Consider the following 17801-nt stretch of genomic DNA (forward strand, 5'->3'; position numbering starts at 1 on the left):
CGGAAGGATTGTTTCTTCGCACCCGCTGGCGTTTTCGCCACCTTCGCGCAAGCCAGCCCGGCTTCTTCCGGACAACCATCTGGTCGGGAGTTGGTCTGCTGCTGTGCGCCTGCTTCTGGCCGGCCTACGCGCTCGCTTATGGGTTGAATGCCGACGGGGGACATGCCGGCTACGAGAACCTGCACTCAGGCTTGACCGCCGGCGTCGCCATCGCCTGCGCGATAGTGTGCGGCGTGGCCTGGGCGCACACGCGCAACGCGCTGTATGCAGCAGGCATGGCCTTCGCGCTGGTCGAAGGGTTGTTCCGTTCGCTGCCCGATCTGATGCCGCCGGGCGCGCTGCAAGCTGCCTCTTATGCCGCCCTGCTCGCCCTGACCGCGCCCCTGCTGCAGGGATCGCGCATTGCAACCGGACTGGGCGTTGCGTGCCGGTGGATCAGCATTGCGCTGTCCGGCGTGGCGGCGCTGGCGCTGATCTTCGTGTATGAAACGGAATCGGGAGTGCTTCCTGCGGCCATTGCCTGCGTGTGCGCTGCGCTGAGCGTGCCGCTGGCGCTGTGGTTCCTGGCCAGCGCGGTGCGGCAGCGGTCTGGCCGCCCGGCCAACCTTGCGCTGATGCTCGCGTTTGGCGCATCAGCCTGGATTCTCGGACACGACGCGTGGCACGCAAGCGGCGCAGACGCCGCGGATGCGAGCTTCGAAATGCTGAGGCTGATGCTGGTGTCAGGCACGCTGGTCTGGCTGGCGCTGGATGCCTCCAACAGTGCCGCGCCCGCGCGCAACAATGGCGCCGGCTCGGACGCCGAACACCTGGCGCAAGGCGAACTGCGGCTGGCCGAACTGGCCGGTGCGCTGGACACGCAGCGGCAGATGAACGCGCTGATCTCGCACGAGCTGCGCGCGCCCTTGGCCACCATCAGCGCCGCGGCGCAATCGCTGGACATGATCCTGTCGGACAGTGGCGAAACCGTGGACACGCGGCTCGCGCGTATTCATCGGTCGGTTGCGCGGATGACCGAGCTGATGGATCAGTTGCTGAATCAGGATCGCCTCGAGGAACATGCCTGGAGCCCGCGCGGCGAACAGACAGACATGGCCGACCTGGTGCGCGACGTGGTGAATGCCATGCGCCCGGATACTGCGCATGCCCTGGTGCTCGAAGCGCAAGCGCCGCAGCCGGTGTTCTGCGATCGCCCGCTCACCAGCGTCGTCGTGCGCAACCTGATCCACAACGCCATCAAGTATTCGCCGGCCAACGAACCGGTGCGAATCGAGACGGGTCATACACGGGTCGGCGACACGGCCATGACCTGGGCAGCCGTCGTGGACCGCGGCCCGGGGATTGGAGAAGAGGAACAAGCCCGGATCTTCGAGCCGCGCTTTCGGCGGTCCGCGCATCGCGAAACCCAGGGCATGGGGATCGGGCTGTATCTGGCCCGGCGCATCTGCCAGAGCCAGGGCGGTTCGCTGACGATGCAAAGCAAGGTGGGCGTGGGCACGCGTTTTGTCATCACCCTGCCCGCCAACGGGCAGTCGGCTTAAGCGCTGCACGGGCCTTGGCGTCAGCCGCAGCCGCGGCCGGGTCAGGCCGCGAACACGTAGCCCTGACCGCGCACCGACAACACCGGCAGTTTGAGTCCGGCGCTCTGCGCCTTGGCGCGCAGACGGCTCACCAGCACGTCGATACGCCGCAACTCAAACCCGCCCGGGCTGTCGGGCAGGAAGAGTTCAGCCAGCGCCTGCCGGCTGACGGCACTGCCCGCGGCGTCCATCAGGGCTACCAGGAACGTCCGTTCCTGCGCGCTCAGGTGCAGCGAGGCGCCGTCGGGCGCCACCAGGATCCAGCCGCCGTCCTGCAGCGACCAGTTCGTATCCGCCGACGCGCGCGTCTCTGCGTCAGCCGGGCGTGGCGCCTTGGCCAACCGCATGCGGCGCGCCAGGCTGCGAATGACGGAGCTGAGTTCCAGCAAATCCACCGGCTTGGTCATGTAGACGTCGGCGCCGCCCTCCAGGCCGCGGACGCGGTCTTCCAGGGCGCTGCGGCCCGTCAGCATGACGATGCCCACCGGGCTCAAGGCACGCAGGCGCGTCGCAACGGAAAAGCCGTCTTCGCCTGGAAGATGGGCGTCGAGAATGACGATGTCGCACGGCTGCTCTTGCAGGCGGCGGTAGAACGCCACTGCATTGTCACAAGCGAACGCCACGCGAAAACCGTAGCCGCCCAAGCCCAACGCCAGTTCCTCGCGGAAATCGGCGTCGTCCTCGAGCAGTCCTATACATAGCAAACCATCTGCACCAGGCATATTCAGAGTGCTTTACATTGAAATTGTCGACAAATAACCCTGGAGCGCCCACGCGATCAAAAATGCCCCGGAGCCGGCAATCTTACGACTTTTACAATGGAAACGAATGATTGCAGCGAAAAAAATGGCGATATTTCACATTTTTACCGGAATTTTTTTGTTAATCCCGGGAATGTCGCAGGATTAATGCCGTGGACGTTATCGCAAAATTATCTTCATGACGAGCAACTCACTTCGATTCCACCAGCCCAATCCGGGGGCAGGCCGGCATAGCGTTCAAAACCCTCCTGGGCGACGAAGGGGCTTCGCAGCAGTTTCATGAGCGTTTCAATTTCGCTGGCGTCGCCGGCCTTGGCCGCGCGAATCGCCTGTTCTGCCAGGTGATTGCGCAGCACGTACAACGGATTCACGCCGTTCATGGCGGCCGCCGTATCCGCCGCAGGCCGCCCGTCCTGCGCATGCCGGGCCAGCAGCTTGTCGAGCCAGGCGCCGGCGGCGGGACGGTCGATAAACAAATCCTCAAAGGCGCTGCGCTGTCCCTGCGTGGCGTCGGCCAGCCGGCGCCAGGACAACGTGAAGTCCGCCTGATTGGCGTCCATCAGTTTAAGCAGATCGTCCAGCAACGCCTCATCGTCAGGACGCCACGCCGCCAAACCCATCTTGGCGGCCATCTTGTCATGGAACGCGCGCGTGAAAATGGCTTCGTATTCATCCAGCACGGCGCGCAATGCGTCGGCGTCCTGCACCAGCAGGTGCAGACTGCCACCTAGCCGATACAGATTCCAAAGCCCCACCGACGGCTGCCGATTCCAGGAGTACCGACCTTCGGCATCCGAATGGTTGCAGATATGACCCAGCCGGAATCCGTCCATGAAACCATAAGGGCCGTAATCCAGCGTCAGCCCCAGGATCGACATATTGTCGGTATTCATCACGCCGTGGCAAAACCCGACAGCCTGCCAGTCCGCCATCAGCAACGCCGTGCGCCGCGTGACTTCACGCAGCAGATTCACGTACGGGGCCGTCTCGGACGCCGAATCGCCAGTCGGCACGTCGCGGCACTCGGGGTAATAGCGGTCGATCACATAATCGGCCAGCGTTTTCAGCATGTCGGGCTGACGCCGTGACGACCAATGTTCAAACGAGCCGAACCTGACGAAACTGGGCGACATCCGCGTCACGATCGCGGCGGTCTCGACGGTCTCGCGCATGACCGGATCATCGGAAACGACCAGCGCCAGGGCGCGCGTGGTGGGCACGCCCAACCCGAACATCGCCTCGCTGGCCAGGTACTCCCGCACGGAAGACCGCAGCACGGCCCGCCCGTCGCCCATCCGCGAGTACGGCGTCATGCCCGAGCCCTTGAGCTGCAGTTCCCAGGCGCCCTCGGGCCCTTGAACTTCGCCCAGCAGATGCGCCCGTCCGTCGCCAAGCTGCCCTGCCCACACGCCAAACTGGTGGCCGCTATAGACGGCTGCCAGCGTATCGCCGCCCGGCAAAGGCTGCCCGCCGGAAAACACCTGCAGGAATTCGGGGGTGGTCAGGACCGACGGATCCAGGCCGATCAGGGCGGCCGCCTGTTCGTTGGCGTGCAGCAGACGAGGATTGTTCAGCCCGCGCGGCGCCAGCCGGGTGTAGAAAGCCTCGGGCAGGGCCGCAAAGGAGTTGACGGCTTGCAGTTCGGACAGGGACTGGGCATTCATGCGCGTTGACTCCGGGCAGCGCGCTTGGCGGGCCGCACATAAAAGATGGCGCTGAGGAAAAAAGTGGTGGACAAGATGATCTCGCCCCACGCCATCAAGACGGACAGCGGCGCCGGATCCGACATGGCGCGCACCACGCCTTCCATCAGATACAGCAGCGACAGCATGGCCGCCCACTGGTAGGTGTAGAGATTGCCTCGCACGATGCCCCTCAGCGGAAACGCCAGCGGCAAGGCTTTCAGCAGCATCCAGGAACCGCCCGGCCGCACCGGCGCCACCACGGTTTCCCAGGCGACGCACAGCACGATCAGGGCAAACAATGAAACCGAGGCGACGAGGCGCAAGCGGGGGTTGAGTTCGGGATTCATGCTGCTATTATCGCCTGATGAATCGCCCCGCCGAGCCCGCCGCCGCTACGCCGGCGGTCAAAGAACGACCAACCTCGCGCATTTCCCGGGTCGCGAGGACCGGACGCGTATTTCGTTTCGTCCTCCAACGCGCCAACGAAGAAAAGCTGCTGCAGGTTGCCTCCAGCCTCACCTTCACCACCGTTCTGGCAATCGTCCCCATGCTCGCGGTGGTGCTGTCGCTGTTCACGGCCTTTCCCGTGTTCCAGGAATTCCGGGTCGCCCTCGAGGACTTCCTCACCACCAGCCTGATGCCGCCGTCCGTGTCGGACAACATCATGGACTACCTGAACCAGTTCGCGCACCAGGCGTCGCGCCTGACCGCCATTGGCGGCGCGTTCCTGCTGGTCACATCGCTGCTGCTGATCATGACGATCGATCAGGCCTTCAACGACATCTGGCGCGTCTCTCGCCAGCGTCCCCTGCCGCAGCGGGCACTGGTGTATTGGGCGATCATCACGCTCGGACCCGTCCTGGCGGGCGCCAGCTTGTGGGCGACCTCGTTCGTGGCCCGCGAATCGCTGGGTCTCATCAAGGACGTCCCTGAAGTCATCAGTGTCGTCGTCTCGTTCATCCCGCTGGTGCTGACCGGCCTGGGCTTTGCCGCGCTCTTTGTCGTCGTACCCAACCGCGATGTGCTGTGGCGCGACGCGCTGATCGGGGGCTGTGTCACGGCCATCGTGCTGGAAATCATGAAGTCGGCGTTCGCCTTCTACCTGACCCGGTTTCCCACCTACACGGTCATCTACGGCGCCTTCGCCACGCTGCCAATCTTCCTGCTGTGGATCTACCTGTCCTGGCTGGCCGTGCTGCTGGGCGCAACGCTTGCTTCCAGCGCGCCGCTGATCCGGCTGGGACGCTGGCACATCAACCGCTACCCGGGCGCCTCGTTCGTCGACGCGCTGGATGCGCTGCGCGCACTGCGCCGCGCGCAGCTCTCGACGCCCGGCGGCGTGGCCGCCAACACGCTGGCCTCGGAGCTGCGGCTGCATCAGGATGAACTCAATGAAGTCCTGGAAACGCTGAGCAAGATGGGACTGGCCACCCGCAGTCCCGAAGACAACTGGATGCTGACGTGCGACGCGCGCGAGACCTCGCTGGCGCCCGTCGTGGATCGCTTCCTGCTGGACCGAAGCCAATCCCGCGTCCGCAATGACCCCGACATCCTGCGCATCGCATCGTCCGTAAATTCGCCGCAAACCACGCCAACGCTGGAAGAACTCTGCGGAGAAGCGCAAAATACCGGAAATGGAGTCGCCCCAGTGTTGCAACTGGAAGCGAACAAGAAATAGCAAAGCATAGGGCGCAGTCCGCCCCAGGAGATACCGATGTTGAAGGTCAGTGAGATTTTGCGCGTCAAGGGCGATACGCTCTATACGGCGTCGCCCGACATGCCCGTGGCCCAGGCCGTGCAAACCATGAGCGAACAAGACATAGGCTCGCTGGTCATCATGGAATTCGGCACCCTGACCGGCATGCTCACGTTCCGCGAAATCATCCGCCACATGCACGCGCACGGCGGCGCAGGCGATACGACCATCCGTTCCATCATGGACGACGCGCCGGTCAGCGTTTCGCCCAACACCAGCGCCGACGAAGTCCAGCGCCTGATGCTCGAAAAGCACGCCCGCTACATCCCCGTCATGGACGGCCCCACCCTGATGGGCGTCATTTCGTTCTACGACATGGCGCAGGCCATCGTCGCGGCGCAGCAGTTCGAAAACAACATGCTGAAAGCCTACATTCGCGACTGGCCTGCCGAAAGCGCGGAGCCCGCCCAGTCCTGAGCCCGCCGGCGCCCTTGCGGCGCCGGCTGCGGATTCACATCCCGGCGGACGCGGCCTCGCGCGTCGCGTCGCGCGCACCCGGCGCATGCCGCTGGCTGCGCCACGCGTCGTAGATCAGTTCCGGATTGTTCGCCGCCAAAAGGGCCGGATCCGACAACATCCGGCGCCACCGGCGCGCTCCTGACTGGCCATTCACCAGCCCCAGCATCGGACGCGTCATCACCCGCAACGGCACACCCTTGGCAACCTGACGCGCGGCGTACTCCGTCATCGCGTCCACGACCTGCGCATCGCTGGGCAGCCGCACCGACGGCCACAACTGCATTGACACTTCAGACAGCACGCGCGGCGTATGCCACGCAGCGCGACCCAGCATCACCCCATCAAAGGCTCCGGCCGCCTGCACGGACTGCCCGGCATCGGCCAGACCGCCATTGAGCACGAACGTGCAATCCGGAAAATCGCGCTTCAATTGCGCAACCACGTCGTAGCGCAGCGGGGGGATCTCGCGGTTGTCCTTGGGCGACAGGCCCTTGAGCACGGCATTGCGCGCATGCGCGATGAACACGCGGCAACCGGTGTCATAGACCTTGCCCACGAAATCGCGCACGAACTCATAGGATTCGTCGTAGTCCAGTCCCAGGCGGTGCTTGACCGTGACAGGAATGTCCACGGCATCCTGCATGGCCTTCATGCAGTCGGCCACCAGGGCCGGCTCGGCCATCAGGCAGGCGCCAAAGGCGCCCTTCTGGACCCGTTCGGACGGGCAGCCGCAATTCAGGTTGATTTCGTCATAGCCCCATTGTTTGCCAAGCTTGGCGGCGTGCGCCAATGCGTCGGGCTCGCTGCCGCCCAATTGCAAGGCGACGGGATGCTCGGCCTCGTCAAAGTCCAGGTGGCGGGCCACGTTGCCGTGCAGCAGCGCACCTGTGGTGATCATTTCGGTGTACAGACGGGCGCGCGGCGCCAGCAGACGGTGAAAGTACCGGCAGTGGCGGTCAGTGACGTCGATCATCGGGGCGACGCAAAGCCGCCAGTCGGGGGAGTCCAAGAATCACTCTACAAAACAAGGGGATGCGGTATTTTACGGTGCTTGGCGACATTGTGCCCGCCGGGATCGGCGCCCCACGTGGAACCGCTGCCCGAGGCCGCCCGCCATGTGGTCTAAAATTGCGGCGCCGCGACCCTGCACGCCCGTGCGCGCGTCCGTTCAACCCTCATACCGAAGATCCATGGCCGTATTCACCCCCGTATCCGATGACGACGCGCGCGCCCTGCTGGCGCATTTCGATCTGGGCGAGTTCGTCTCGCTTCGAGGCATTACGGCGGGTATCGAGAACACCAACTATTTTCTGTACACGACGCGGGGCGAATATGTCCTGACGCTGTTCGAGGTGCTGACGCAGGCGCAGCTGCCCTTCTACATTGAACTGATGTATCACCTGGCCGAACGCGGCATCCCGGTGCCGCAGCCGCAGACGCTGCGCGACGGCACCCGCTTGACCACGCTGCACGGCAAGCCGTGCGCCATCGTGTCGCGCCTGCCCGGCGGGTACGAGCCGGCCCCCGGCCCCGCCCACTGCGCGCTCGCCGGCGCCACGCTCGCCCGCGCCCACGTCGCGGCGCAGGACTTTCCGATCCACCAGCCCAACCTGCGCGGGCTGTCGTGGTGGCTCGAAACCGCGCCCAAGGTCCTGCCCTTTCTCAGCCCCGCCCAGGCCGAACTGCTGACGTCCGAACTGGCCGCCCAGCAGGCCGCCATCCAGACGCCCGCATGGCAGGCCTTGCAGTCCGGCCCCGCCCACTGCGACCTGTTCCGGGACAACGTCCTTTTTGCCGGCACCTTCGAAGATCCGCTCATGGGCGGCATCATCGACTTCTATTTCGCGGGCTGCGACACCTGGCTGTTCGACGTGGCCGTCAGCGTCAACGACTGGTGCATCGAGCGCGACACCGGCGAATTCATCCCCGAGCTGGTGCAATCCTGGCTGGCTGCCTACGCGGCGGTGCGCCCCTTCACGGACGCCGAGCGCGAAGTCTGGCCCCAGATGCTGCGAGCGGCAGCCCTACGTTTCTGGCTGTCCCGGTTGTACGACTTCTTCCTGCCCCGCCCGGCGCAGACGCTCAAGCCGCACGACCCACGCCACTTCGAAAGAGTGTTGCAAGCGCGCCACCGCTCGGAACTGCCCGTCTTGCCGTAACCGCTACGCCCCCCATAATGGGAACAGCATCCCCTATTTGAGAGAACTCCCCTCTAGAGAGCCATGCAAGCAGCATTTCTACCCGCGACGTCCGGCTGGTTTTGGGTCCGCGACGGATTCCGTCTGTTCCGCAAACAACCCCTGGCCATGTTCACCTGGGCCATGGCGATCAGCCTGCTCGTCGTCTTTGCATCGGCAACGCCGCCGGTCGGCCCGATGCTGGTCGTGGCCCTGATGCCCATCATCACCCTGATGACGCTGTCCGCGTGCAAGCACGTCGAGGCCGACCGCGTCATGCTGCCGTCCATGTGGGGCAAGCCGCTCAAACAGCCCGGCGTATTCCGCAAGCTGTTCCTGATGGGTCTGCTGTATGCCGGCCTTTGCCTGGTGACAGGCCTGGCCATCTTCCTGCCCTTTTCCGATTCGATGATGGAAGGCATGCGCATCGCCTCGGTCGAAAAGAGCATGGAGCCGATCCTGTCGGCCATGGCCATGCCGCTGATGCTGTTCGCAATTTGCTACGTGGTGATCGCGGCCCTGTTCTGGCACGCGCCCGTGCTGGTGGCCTGGCACGGTCTGCGCCTGACGCAAGCCCTGTTCTTCTCCGGCATCGCGTGCTGGCGCAACAAGCTGCCGTTCATGGTGTATGGCGTTTGCTGGATCATGGTGTTTCTGTTCATCGACCTGTGCGCCGGATTGCTGGTTGCCGTCGGTTTATCGCCCCAATTTGCCGGCACGCTGCAGATTCCGTTCAACATCGCGGCGGGCGGCGTCCTGTACTGCAGCTTCTATCCGGCCTATACCTCCGTGTTCGGCATCAATAACCCCGGCACGCATCTCGACAACGGCAACGGCGCGCAGGCATAACGTCACCCGCCACGGCGCAAGCGCCCGGCGCAATCCCACCACCCGGCCGTCCCGGCCGATAAACGCCACGTCGATGGCGTAGCGCATACCAAAGGTATGCACCGCGGCGCAGGGAGTCAGCAGCACGCCTGCCCGCGGCCCCGGCGGGGCCCGCCCCAGCAACCCACGCATACGCCCCCACCACCGCTTCACGGTCAGCAACCGCAGGCGCCCTTCGCATAATGGCATGGGGCGGCTCATTGCACGCTCTGCAATAACTGAACCGCAATCGGAAACGCCAGCACGATAAACGTGCACGGAAAGATGCAGCCGATCAACGGCAGCAGCATCTTCACCGGCGCCTGCATCGCCAGTTGCTCGGCCCTCGTGTGGCGATCGCTGCGGCATTGCGCCGCCTGCGCGCGCAAGACCGGCCCCAGGCTGGCCCCAAGCGCCTCCGCCTGCGCCAGAGCCGCCGCCCAGTTTCGCGCCAGCGCGCTGTTGCTGCGCTCGGCCAATGTCTTGATCGCCACGGTTCTGGACACGCCCGCCCGCATTTCTGCCAGGGCATCCGTGAGCGCGTCGCGCAGCACACCCGGCGGACCGCTTTGTGCCGCCAATTGCAGCGCGCCCTGCACGCTCAAGCCCGCTTCGACGCACAGCGTCATCATGTCGAACACGAAGGGCAGATCCCGTTCGATGGCGCGGCATCGCTGCGCACCCAGCCCCTTCAACCACAACGCCGGCGCCATGCCGGCGGCCAGCGCACACGCCAGCGCCCAGGGCAGCAGCGCTGCAGCGCCCGGCGGCGCCAGCGCAAGCGCTCCGGCGGTGGCCATGCCGCCGGCAGCGATAGCCGCGCTAGCGCACAACGCCGCGATGTGCGCATACCCGACTTCCCGCGGCAACGCCGCCCGTTCTATTGCCTGGTCCAGCCGTAGCCGCCACCGCCACGAGCACAGCGGACCCGCCAACGGCGCCACCGCAGCGATCCAGGGCCATGCGACGCGCCACCACCACGGCATGGCGCGCGCCGCATTCTGTTCCGCCTTCAACAACGGTCTCAACAGCACCCACGCAAGCCAGGCCGTCCCGGCCGCCGTCACGGACATGCTCAGGTATAGCCACATCCCGCCCCCGCTCAGATATCAATCCGCATGATTCGCCGGATCAGCAGCACGCCGGCCGTCTCCAGCACCGCCACGATGGCCAGCACGCCCCACCCCATCGGCGTATGCCACAACAATCCCATGATTTCCGGCTCCAACCGGTCGAGCACCGCCAGCAGCAGCAAAGGCAATGCGCCCACGATCCATGCCTGCAGCCGCCCCTGGGACGTCAACGCCAGCAGCTTTGCCTGCAATTGAAGGCGGACACGCAATGTCTGCGCGATGCTTTCCAGGGCTTCCGCCAGATTGCCGCCGGTCTTTGCCGCGATGCGCATTGCCGCCACCACCAGCGAGGTCGAGTCAGCCGGCATCCTGACCTGCAGGTTGTCTAGCGCAACGTCCCACGGCACGCCCAGACGCTGTTCCCGCAGCATCAGACCGAACTCCTGGGCGAGCGGTGCGCTGCTTTGTTCCACGACATGGCGCAAACCGGTCGTCATGGCCACGCCGGCCCGCAACGCGGATGCCAGCATCAACAGCGCCATGGGCAATTGCGCTTCAAAGCGTCGCGCACGCCGTCGCCGCAAACCTTCTACAACCATTCGTGGCAGCCGCGCCGACGGCAGAGCGAACAAAACCGCCACCAACGCGCTGCCGGTGGCCGTGAACGCGGCGACCGCAGCCGCTACACCGCAGCCAACTGCGCCCACCCACAATTGGCGCGGGTCGATGAACAAAAACACTTCGCTCAAGCGCACTCTCGCGTCCTGGGTGTAGACCTCGCGGTAGCGCCGAAGCGCCGGCGCAAACCAGTTCTGCGCACGCCACGCCAGCAACCCGGCGCACACCATGGCGGCCGCTGCCGCAAGCCAGATCATGGCAAGCCCTGCGCAAAAGCGCCGAAGTCAGGCACCCGGCCCGCCGAGTCCGAAAACCATGCGGTATCCAGGCTTACGCCCTTGTCCCCCCATTCCTGCGCGAATCCAGGTAGCGCGCCGCATCCGCGAAACCCATGGGCTCGATCAAAGCCGAACAGGTCCTGCAACTGAATGCGGCCGCTTTCCATGCCTGCCACTTCAACGATCGCGGTGATGACCCGGCGTCCATCCGACAACCGCGCCTGCTGCACGACCACGTCCACACTGGCGGCAATGTGTTCGCGGACCGCCGACAGCGGCAGGTCCAGCCCCGCCATCAAAATCATGGATTCCAACCGGGCCAAGGCGTCCCGTGGAGAATTGGCGTGCAGTGTGGTCAGGGAGCCTTCATGGCCCGTATTCATGGCCGTCAGCATGTCGAACGCCTCAGCGCCCCGGCACTCGCCCACCACGATGCGGTCCGGCCGCATACGCAACGCGTTGCGCACGAGTTCCCGGATGTCGACTCGGCCCCTGCCTTCCTGGTTTGCCGGCCGCGCCTCCAGCGCGACCAGATGCGCATGGTGCAGCCGCAACTCCGCCGCGTCTTCAATCGTGACCACGCGCTCGCCGTCAGGAATCTCGTTCGACAGGATGTTCAGCAGCGTCGTCTTGCCGGAACCCGTACCGCCCGACACGACCAGGTTCTTGCGCATCCTGACGCATAGCGACAGAAATCGTGCCATCGGGTCGCTCAGCGCGCCCAGCGCAATCAGGTCTGGCATCTGCGGCCGCCGCTGCGGAAACTTCCGGATGGTCAGGCTGGCGCCCTTCATCGCCACGGGCGGAATGATGGCGTGCACCCGTGACCCATCGGGCAGCCGCGCATCCACCATCGGAGAACTTTCATCGATGCGGCGTCCCAATGGGGTCACGATGCGTTCGATCACCCAGCGCACCGATTGCTCGCTGGTGAACGCAGCCGGTTCGCGCCACAGGCGGCCCGCACGCTCGACGTAAATTTCGTCGTAGCGGTTGACCATGATTTCCGTGATATCCGGCGCAGCGAGCAACGGTTCCAGCGGCCCGAGCCCCACCGCTTCATCCAGCACCTCGCGGCAGAGCGCCGCCTTGTCGGCCTGCGACGGAAGTTCGGCGTCCGTGGCCACGATCTGCATCAAAAGACGCTCGGCCTCGGCGCGGAGCATGCCATCGCTCATCCCGGCCACATCGCGCCTGCGCAGGTCCAACGCGTTCAGCAGGGCCGCATGGAGGCGGCGGCGGTCGTGCAGCCGATGAGCGGGGGCCGGCGAAGCCACCGCCGCCGGGACGCAAACAGCATCGTACGTTGGAGGTTGTCCGGATTGCGCGGCGCCCTGAGGCGCGGCATCCGGAGTGTCGACGCGGTCGGCTGCCTCGGGCGCAAGCCTCGACACGCGTAGCCTGCAAGGCCCGATAAGGATCTCGTCGTGAGGCAGCACCGGCGCGTGCCGCACCACCCTCACGCCGTTGACCATCGTACCCGCCAGCGTACCCAGGTCTTCCAGGACGATGACGTCTGCTTCGCAAACCAGCCGGGCATGTTGCCGGCCGATCCTCCAGGTTGGAATCCGCAACGCGCAATCAGTGCCTCTTCCAATCAGCACCGGCGCGGGCAGCTTGAGCTGCTGCTGCGCGGCGTCCTCAAAGGTCAGTTCAATATTGAGCATCACGGCCCTTTCGCCAATGTCGAACCTGCACCCGCCGAACGCGTGACCCATTGCGAGCCGGCACCCGCGTAGGGATCCCACCCAGCCGCATCGGAAGGCACCGCCGTTCCCAGTTGGGGAGGATTCGGAAACGTCGACTCAAGCATCTCGCGTCCGCGCCGAACGCGATCCGCCATGGAGGGCTCGCCCTGCGACACGATCTTTGGCGTCACGAAGATAGCCAGTTCGGTCTCGCGGCGCTGATAGCGGGTAGAGGAAAACAACGCGCCCAGGATCGGAATGTTCCGCAGGCCCGGCAAGCCGCTGACGTCGGAGCCCTGCTCGCGCGAGAGAAAGCCGCCGATGACAAGCGTGTTGCCGGAACGCACATTGAACTCGGTAGACGCGCGGCGTGTCCGCAGCGCCGGGCCGCCGGGAAGGCTTAGCGAGGTGTCGACTGAACTGGCCTCCACTTCGATGAGCGACCGGATGACGCCGTTGCGGTCGATCCGAGGCGTGATGTTCAGCGACACGCCATAGGGTTTGAATAGCGTGGTGGGATTGCCTTGCGCATCGGTGGAAGCGTAAGGCACTTCCCCGCCTGCAAGAAAGGTCGCGCTCGCGCCGCTTCGGGCAAGAAGCTGCGGTTGCGCGAGCATGACCGCTTCTCCGGTTTGCGCCAGCGCGGCAATACGTGCCGACAGCAAGGCGTTGACGCCGAAGTAACCCGCGGCCGACGAGACCGGTGCCGCCGTCTCGATGATCTGCTCGCCCGGCCGGGTCATGCGGCCACGAGATCCGCCATCCCACGCCAATCCTGCATTGACGCCCCCCTGCGTCAGGCCATCCCAGCGCACGCCAAACTCCTGCAGCCGCGACGTGGGAATTTCGACCACCTGCACGTCCAGCAGCACCATGCGATCCCACCCGACCTGTCCCGTGAAATCCACGACCTCCGGATACCGGTCCGCCAGCGCCGCGATGCGCGAGCGGTCATCGTCGGACAGATCGTCGCCTTCGATCAAAATGCGTCCGCCCACGCTCGAGCTTCGCGCACCCGGAATGCGGGAGAGCAGGCTATGAACCTCTTCGCGCAAGCGCGGCGTACCGGCGGCCACCACGCGCAGCTCGTAGGCCGCGATGCGATCGCGGTCTGCCCAGACATGCACGGACGACACGCCTTCCGCCCGTGCGAACACCACGATCTCGCGCCCTTCGGCAGCCAGGGCGCTGACCACCTGGCTATTGCCGATGGCCACCCGCCTCACGCCAGGGTGCGGCAACACGCGGGTCTCGCCGACCTGCAGTTCCAGTGTCTGGGTGTCAGACCATGCGGGGTGGCAAACCAGGCACAGCACGAAGACCAAGAAAGCTCTTATTGGCGTCATGGCCCCTCCGAGTCGACGCTTGCCCACGCGTCCAGGCGATCGCCATAAAGAATGGCAACGCCCGGCGCAGGCTTGGGTTCAGCGTCCAGTCCGATGAGCGAAGCCAGATCGCTTTGCGCGGCGGGGTTGACGGATACTGCGTCATCGCGATGACGCAGCATTGCAGTCAACACCCCAGCCTGCCGCGCGGCGATGAACCGCATGGCTTCATCGGGCGTCGCCGCCAAGGTGATGTTGCCCGCGCCGTCCTCGCCCCCGCCGGTCAGGACGCGCATGCTCTGCAGCACCGGCACGGTGAGCTCGCGTTGGCGGTGATTGAAGGTCACATAGATGTCGATCGCGTCGCCGCCCTTCAGCATGTCCGCCAGCCCGCCCAGATCTGTGGCGGCAACCGTGAGGGCGCGCTGCCCCGCCTGGAGCCGCGCGGCCAGCGAGGGCTGCGGCGCTTCGAAGGTCATGAAACTTCTGAGCAGGGGTTCGCCATGCGCGACATCAGCAAGAAGCGTGGCGCCGATCACGCTGCCGACCTCAAGGGGATCCACACTGGCCCCCGGCGCCCAAGGCTGCGGAATCTGGCGCACAGCAAGGTGCACCTCTTCGAGTAGCGTGCCGGCCGGCAGGTCATAAGCAGCCACCAGGCGACTGACCGACGGCGTGTGCGCCTCGGCCTCCAGCGCCTGGACGCGCTGCTGGACGTGTTCCCGCACGGCCCAGGCGGCGACCAGCCCTGCCATCACGGCCAATCCGTATACGCCGGTACGGCGCAGCCGCGCGGCGCCGCGAATGATCCAGGGATTCATGGCGCCCACCCCAGTGCACGCAGCCCGCTGCCGCCGTCCAAAGGCACCAACCACAGCTTCATCCGCTCGCGTTCACGCGCCCACCATTGATCGGCGCCATCGCCCTGCTGAACCCATCCCGCCCGCCGCATTCCGGCATCGAGGAGTTCGGCCAGTTTTTGCGGTGGCACCGCGTACTGCCAGATGCGGTCGGAAACCTTGACGCCGGACTCCATCACGGCGACATCCGATTTGACGCGCGCGCCCTTCGGCAGCCACCCGGGCAACTGCGCGGTGGGAGCCGCACGAACACTGATCGCCGAAAGGCTGCCGACAGTACGGTCCATTCCAGCACTTTCCAATTGCGCCACCCAGCGGTCACTGCCGATGCGGCCGGACAAGATGAGTTGTCCTGGCAGCACGTGCAGATCTGCCAATGCAGGCTGCTGGGCAGCCAGCGTTTTGGCTACGGCCGACGGGCTTTGGGGCACATCGAACACCCATACCTGCGCGGGCATCCCGTGCAGCCACATCCGGTCTGCCAGGCGCTCGCGCACAGCCCCCGCGGGCAATTGCAGGCCCTCAAGGCTGAGGACGCCCGCTGACGCACTGGCGCGCTGAGGCAGCAACAACCCACCACATAGGCCAACGCCGACTGCGAGGAAACCAAGGCGGCGCCACCTGCCCCACCGCTTGGGAAACGTTCGGGCCCGATTCATCTTCCGTCCTCCACACGCTTGCCAAGCCGATCATTCGGCACCACGTCATGCCACGCCGAAAGCCAATCCAGCGACAACGCAGGCCGCCTCCATGGGACCTCGACCTTGCTGACCTGAGGCTGCATGCGCTCGGCCTCGGCCAGCGACGTGCGGCCGGCCTGCAACCACCCTGCCGACGACGCGCCTATGCGTCGTTGCGCGTCGGCGTCGCCATGCGCATAGCCCGCTCCGCTTGCGACACTGATGTGACGCGAGATCGGCAATCCAAACATGGCGTTCCCCGGAAGCGGCAGCGAACGGGTCTGCACGGACAACAACTGCATTGCCCCGCCGAACCACTCGTTCTGCAACGCCGCGGCGCCGGCCACGGCGGTCCCGGGCCGACTCTGGGCCGCGTCGGTCAGGACCATTCCTGACGGCGCACGCAGCGTTGCCGCCGGCTGGCCCAACGCCACCGCCATGACAGCCTGCCGGCTGGCTTGCGTGTTGCGCTGCGCTGAAAACTGCATGGCGCCGATATCGGAGACCGCCCAGAGCAGCACTGCCATCAGCGGCAACATCAGCAACGCCTCGACCACCGCCTGCCCGCGTTCGGTTGACCCGCGCCTCTTCATCGAAGCCTCCCGGCCTGCACGGCTTCCTGCTGCGTAAGCGCGGACAGGCGAGCCTGCCAATAGGGCCGAAAGAGCGTGGCCAGTTCCGACCTGCCGTCGGCGCGCCGTTCCGGCCGCGCAAAGTGCGTCTCGGCCGCCGTGCTGACCGTGACGGCGCCGGTCCGCCCCAATGCGGTGTAGCGAAACTGACCACTTGGCGCGGCGACGGCACTGTCGGCATCCGTGGTTTTGACGAAGGTGGAATCCAGGCTGACCGCGATGGCAAACCGTAAGGGCTCAGCCAGACGCTTCGACGCGACTTCCCGATACGCCGGCAATCCGCGCCCCGGCCAGCGCCGGGCCGACGCCATGGCGTAGGAGTTCGCCATCGGATTGGTGGCCCCGTCAAAGATGTTCCACGAGGTGGCGTGCTCGACCCACCGCCAGAAGTCCTCCTGCGAAAAGTCCGCGGGTGGATCTTCGACATATTCCACGTCGTCTGGGGCACGGCTTTTTTCGCCCTGCACGGTTCCCCATCCCATCGCGTACTCGCGAAAATAGCAGCCGATCCAGCGGTTCGAGCGCAGCGCGTGGTAGGACTGCGTGTCCAACGCGCCCCAATGGCCGTCCGGTCCCAGCCAGGTCGAACCGCGCCGCCTGAGCTCGTGCCGATGCAAGGGACAACGTGAGCTGACGGCCCAAGGATTGCGACGTGTGTCGTTGCGGCGATCCAGGAACCCATAGCGAGCCACCGCGTCTTCCGTTGCAGGGCGCAAGCCGGCCTTGCGCGTCGCGGCGTGGCGCTCCGTGTAGCCAGGCCACCCGTCGGTCAGCAGTCTCAGATCAATTGGCGATGCAGCAGCGGACGCCCCGCCAGCGTTGATCTCACCGAACGCCGGATAGTTGGCAGCCAGCACCTCACGCATTGCACGATCCCGTGATGCCGTAAGGTCACCCACAATCTCTCGCGCCGCCATTTCCAGCACCTGATGCACGACGCGATCGTGTTGCGCGAAAGCAGAGGCGAGCCGGCCTCCGGCATTCGAAGGCCCCCGCGCGCCCTGATAGGCCGCCCCGGCGTCGGGTCCGAAAAGCATGGCGATCAGGCTGGCCGGCGGATTGCCTCGCTGGCGCTGCGATTGCATCGCATCGAGATAGTGCGCGGACGCCCCCAACGTCACCAGATGCGCCATGGCAACCTGATGCGCGATCTGGCTGCGATTCACGTAGGCAATGGCATTGAGTGCGCGCGCCTGAACCAGCGCGCCGCTATAGGCGGCCGCGTCGGCCGCATGGGTGAGGCGGCCTCGAGCTTCGATGGTCTGGCCAAAGTTGTACAGGACCACCAGCGACGCTGCACCGACTGCCGCAATGACGATACCCAAGACCAGGGCTTGGCCGCGCTGTTGATCGGCGAACATG

General features: G+C 65.6%; 17 protein-coding genes and 1 pseudogene. 5 read left to right on the forward strand and 13 right to left on the reverse strand.

Going from position 1 to position 17801, the window contains the following annotated elements; all coding sequences use genetic code 11:
* Positions 1-8: 8 nt before the first annotated feature.
* Complete coding sequence (locus MHZ91_RS16305; protein ID WP_175125009.1) at positions 9-1541, forward strand: HAMP domain-containing sensor histidine kinase; 1533 nt, start codon at positions 9-11, stop codon at positions 1539-1541.
* A 41-nt stretch (positions 1542-1582) separates the two neighbouring features.
* On the opposite strand, the gene MHZ91_RS16310 is transcribed toward MHZ91_RS16305, so the two are convergent.
* The 3 genes from MHZ91_RS16310 to MHZ91_RS16320 all read right to left on the reverse strand — a co-directional run bounded on the left by MHZ91_RS16310 (position 1583) and on the right by MHZ91_RS16320 (position 4373).
* Positions 1583-2302 (reverse strand): response regulator transcription factor, encoded by a 720-nt coding sequence (locus MHZ91_RS16310; RefSeq protein ID WP_043518814.1) that lies wholly within the window; start codon positions 2300-2302, stop codon positions 1583-1585.
* 215 nt (positions 2303-2517) lie between these two features.
* Positions 2518-4005 (reverse strand): YdiU family protein, encoded by a 1488-nt coding sequence (locus tag MHZ91_RS16315; RefSeq protein WP_239214591.1) that lies wholly within the window; start codon positions 4003-4005, stop codon positions 2518-2520.
* Entirely contained in the window at positions 4002-4373 is a 372-nt protein-coding gene (locus MHZ91_RS16320; RefSeq protein ID WP_056571311.1) for a DUF2069 domain-containing protein, read from the reverse strand. The genes MHZ91_RS16315 and MHZ91_RS16320 overlap by 4 nt, the downstream gene beginning before the upstream one ends.
* Positions 4374-4390: 17 nt before the next feature.
* On the opposite strand from MHZ91_RS16320, the gene MHZ91_RS16325 reads away from it, so the two are divergent.
* Together MHZ91_RS16325 and MHZ91_RS16330 are read left to right on the forward strand one after the other, a co-directional pair.
* Entirely contained in the window at positions 4391-5704 is a 1314-nt protein-coding gene (locus MHZ91_RS16325; protein WP_175125011.1) for a YihY family inner membrane protein, read from the forward strand.
* A 36-nt stretch (positions 5705-5740) separates the two neighbouring features.
* Positions 5741-6199, forward strand: a complete 459-nt coding sequence (locus tag MHZ91_RS16330) for a CBS domain-containing protein (RefSeq protein WP_056315762.1) — start codon at positions 5741-5743, stop codon at positions 6197-6199.
* A 34-nt stretch (positions 6200-6233) separates the two neighbouring features.
* On the opposite strand, the gene dusA is transcribed toward MHZ91_RS16330, so the two are convergent.
* Positions 6234-7214 (reverse strand): tRNA dihydrouridine(20/20a) synthase DusA, encoded by a 981-nt coding sequence (gene dusA, locus MHZ91_RS16335; RefSeq protein WP_239214670.1) that lies wholly within the window; start codon positions 7212-7214, stop codon positions 6234-6236.
* 217 nt (positions 7215-7431) lie between these two features.
* Here dusA and MHZ91_RS16340 point away from each other — a divergent pair, with 217 nt between their 5' ends.
* Both MHZ91_RS16340 and MHZ91_RS16345 read left to right on the forward strand, forming a co-directional pair.
* Positions 7432-8400, forward strand: coding sequence for a homoserine kinase (locus MHZ91_RS16340; protein WP_175125013.1), 969 nt, complete (start codon positions 7432-7434; stop codon positions 8398-8400).
* Positions 8401-8463: 63 nt separating this feature from the next.
* Entirely contained in the window at positions 8464-9267 is an 804-nt protein-coding gene (locus MHZ91_RS16345) for a BPSS1780 family membrane protein (RefSeq protein ID WP_239214592.1), read from the forward strand.
* A gap of 6 nt (positions 9268-9273) precedes the next feature.
* Here MHZ91_RS16345 and MHZ91_RS28390 read toward each other — a convergent pair.
* From MHZ91_RS28390 to MHZ91_RS16385, 9 genes and pseudogenes are all read right to left on the reverse strand, one after another.
* A pseudogene (locus tag MHZ91_RS28390) lies at positions 9274-9507 on the reverse strand (DUF192 domain-containing protein); the annotation flags it as partial.
* Entirely contained in the window at positions 9504-10376 is an 873-nt protein-coding gene (locus MHZ91_RS16350) for a type II secretion system F family protein (RefSeq protein ID WP_370647829.1), read from the reverse strand. The gene MHZ91_RS16350 and the pseudogene MHZ91_RS28390, both read right to left, overlap by 4 nt.
* A gap of 11 nt (positions 10377-10387) precedes the next feature.
* Positions 10388-11233 carry a type II secretion system F family protein gene (locus tag MHZ91_RS16355; protein ID WP_239214596.1) on the reverse strand — a complete coding sequence of 282 codons (846 nt, stop codon included), beginning with the start codon at positions 11231-11233 and terminating at the stop codon, positions 10388-10390.
* The gene (locus tag MHZ91_RS16360; RefSeq protein ID WP_239214672.1) at positions 11230-12921 is read right to left on the reverse strand and encodes an ATPase, T2SS/T4P/T4SS family; all 1692 of its coding nucleotides are present in this window, start codon (positions 12919-12921) and stop codon (positions 11230-11232) included. Before MHZ91_RS16360 ends, MHZ91_RS16355 begins: the two co-directional genes overlap by 4 nt.
* Positions 12921-14288, reverse strand: coding sequence for a type II and III secretion system protein family protein (locus MHZ91_RS16365; protein ID WP_239214598.1), 1368 nt, complete (start codon positions 14286-14288; stop codon positions 12921-12923). Before MHZ91_RS16365 ends, MHZ91_RS16360 begins: the two co-directional genes overlap by 1 nt.
* Positions 14285-15088, reverse strand: coding sequence for a Flp pilus assembly protein CpaB (gene cpaB / locus MHZ91_RS16370; protein ID WP_175184971.1), 804 nt, complete (start codon positions 15086-15088; stop codon positions 14285-14287). The genes MHZ91_RS16365 and cpaB overlap by 4 nt, the downstream gene beginning before the upstream one ends.
* The gene (locus MHZ91_RS16375) at positions 15085-15699 is read right to left on the reverse strand and encodes a hypothetical protein (protein ID WP_239214600.1); all 615 of its coding nucleotides are present in this window, start codon (positions 15697-15699) and stop codon (positions 15085-15087) included. The genes cpaB and MHZ91_RS16375 overlap by 4 nt, the downstream gene beginning before the upstream one ends.
* 83 nt (positions 15700-15782) lie before the next feature.
* Positions 15783-16400, reverse strand: a complete 618-nt coding sequence (locus tag MHZ91_RS16380) for a TadE/TadG family type IV pilus assembly protein (protein WP_175125020.1) — start codon at positions 16398-16400, stop codon at positions 15783-15785.
* Positions 16397-17800: a hypothetical protein gene (locus MHZ91_RS16385; protein WP_239214603.1), complete on the reverse strand. Its 1404-nt coding sequence runs from the start codon at positions 17798-17800 to the stop codon at positions 16397-16399. The genes MHZ91_RS16380 and MHZ91_RS16385 overlap by 4 nt, the downstream gene beginning before the upstream one ends.
* Position 17801: the final 1 nt, after the last annotated feature.

This window comes from Achromobacter sp. ACRQX, from assembly GCF_022346505.1.
GTDB classification, from domain to species: Bacteria; Pseudomonadota; Gammaproteobacteria; order Burkholderiales; family Burkholderiaceae_B; genus Achromobacter; species Achromobacter animicus.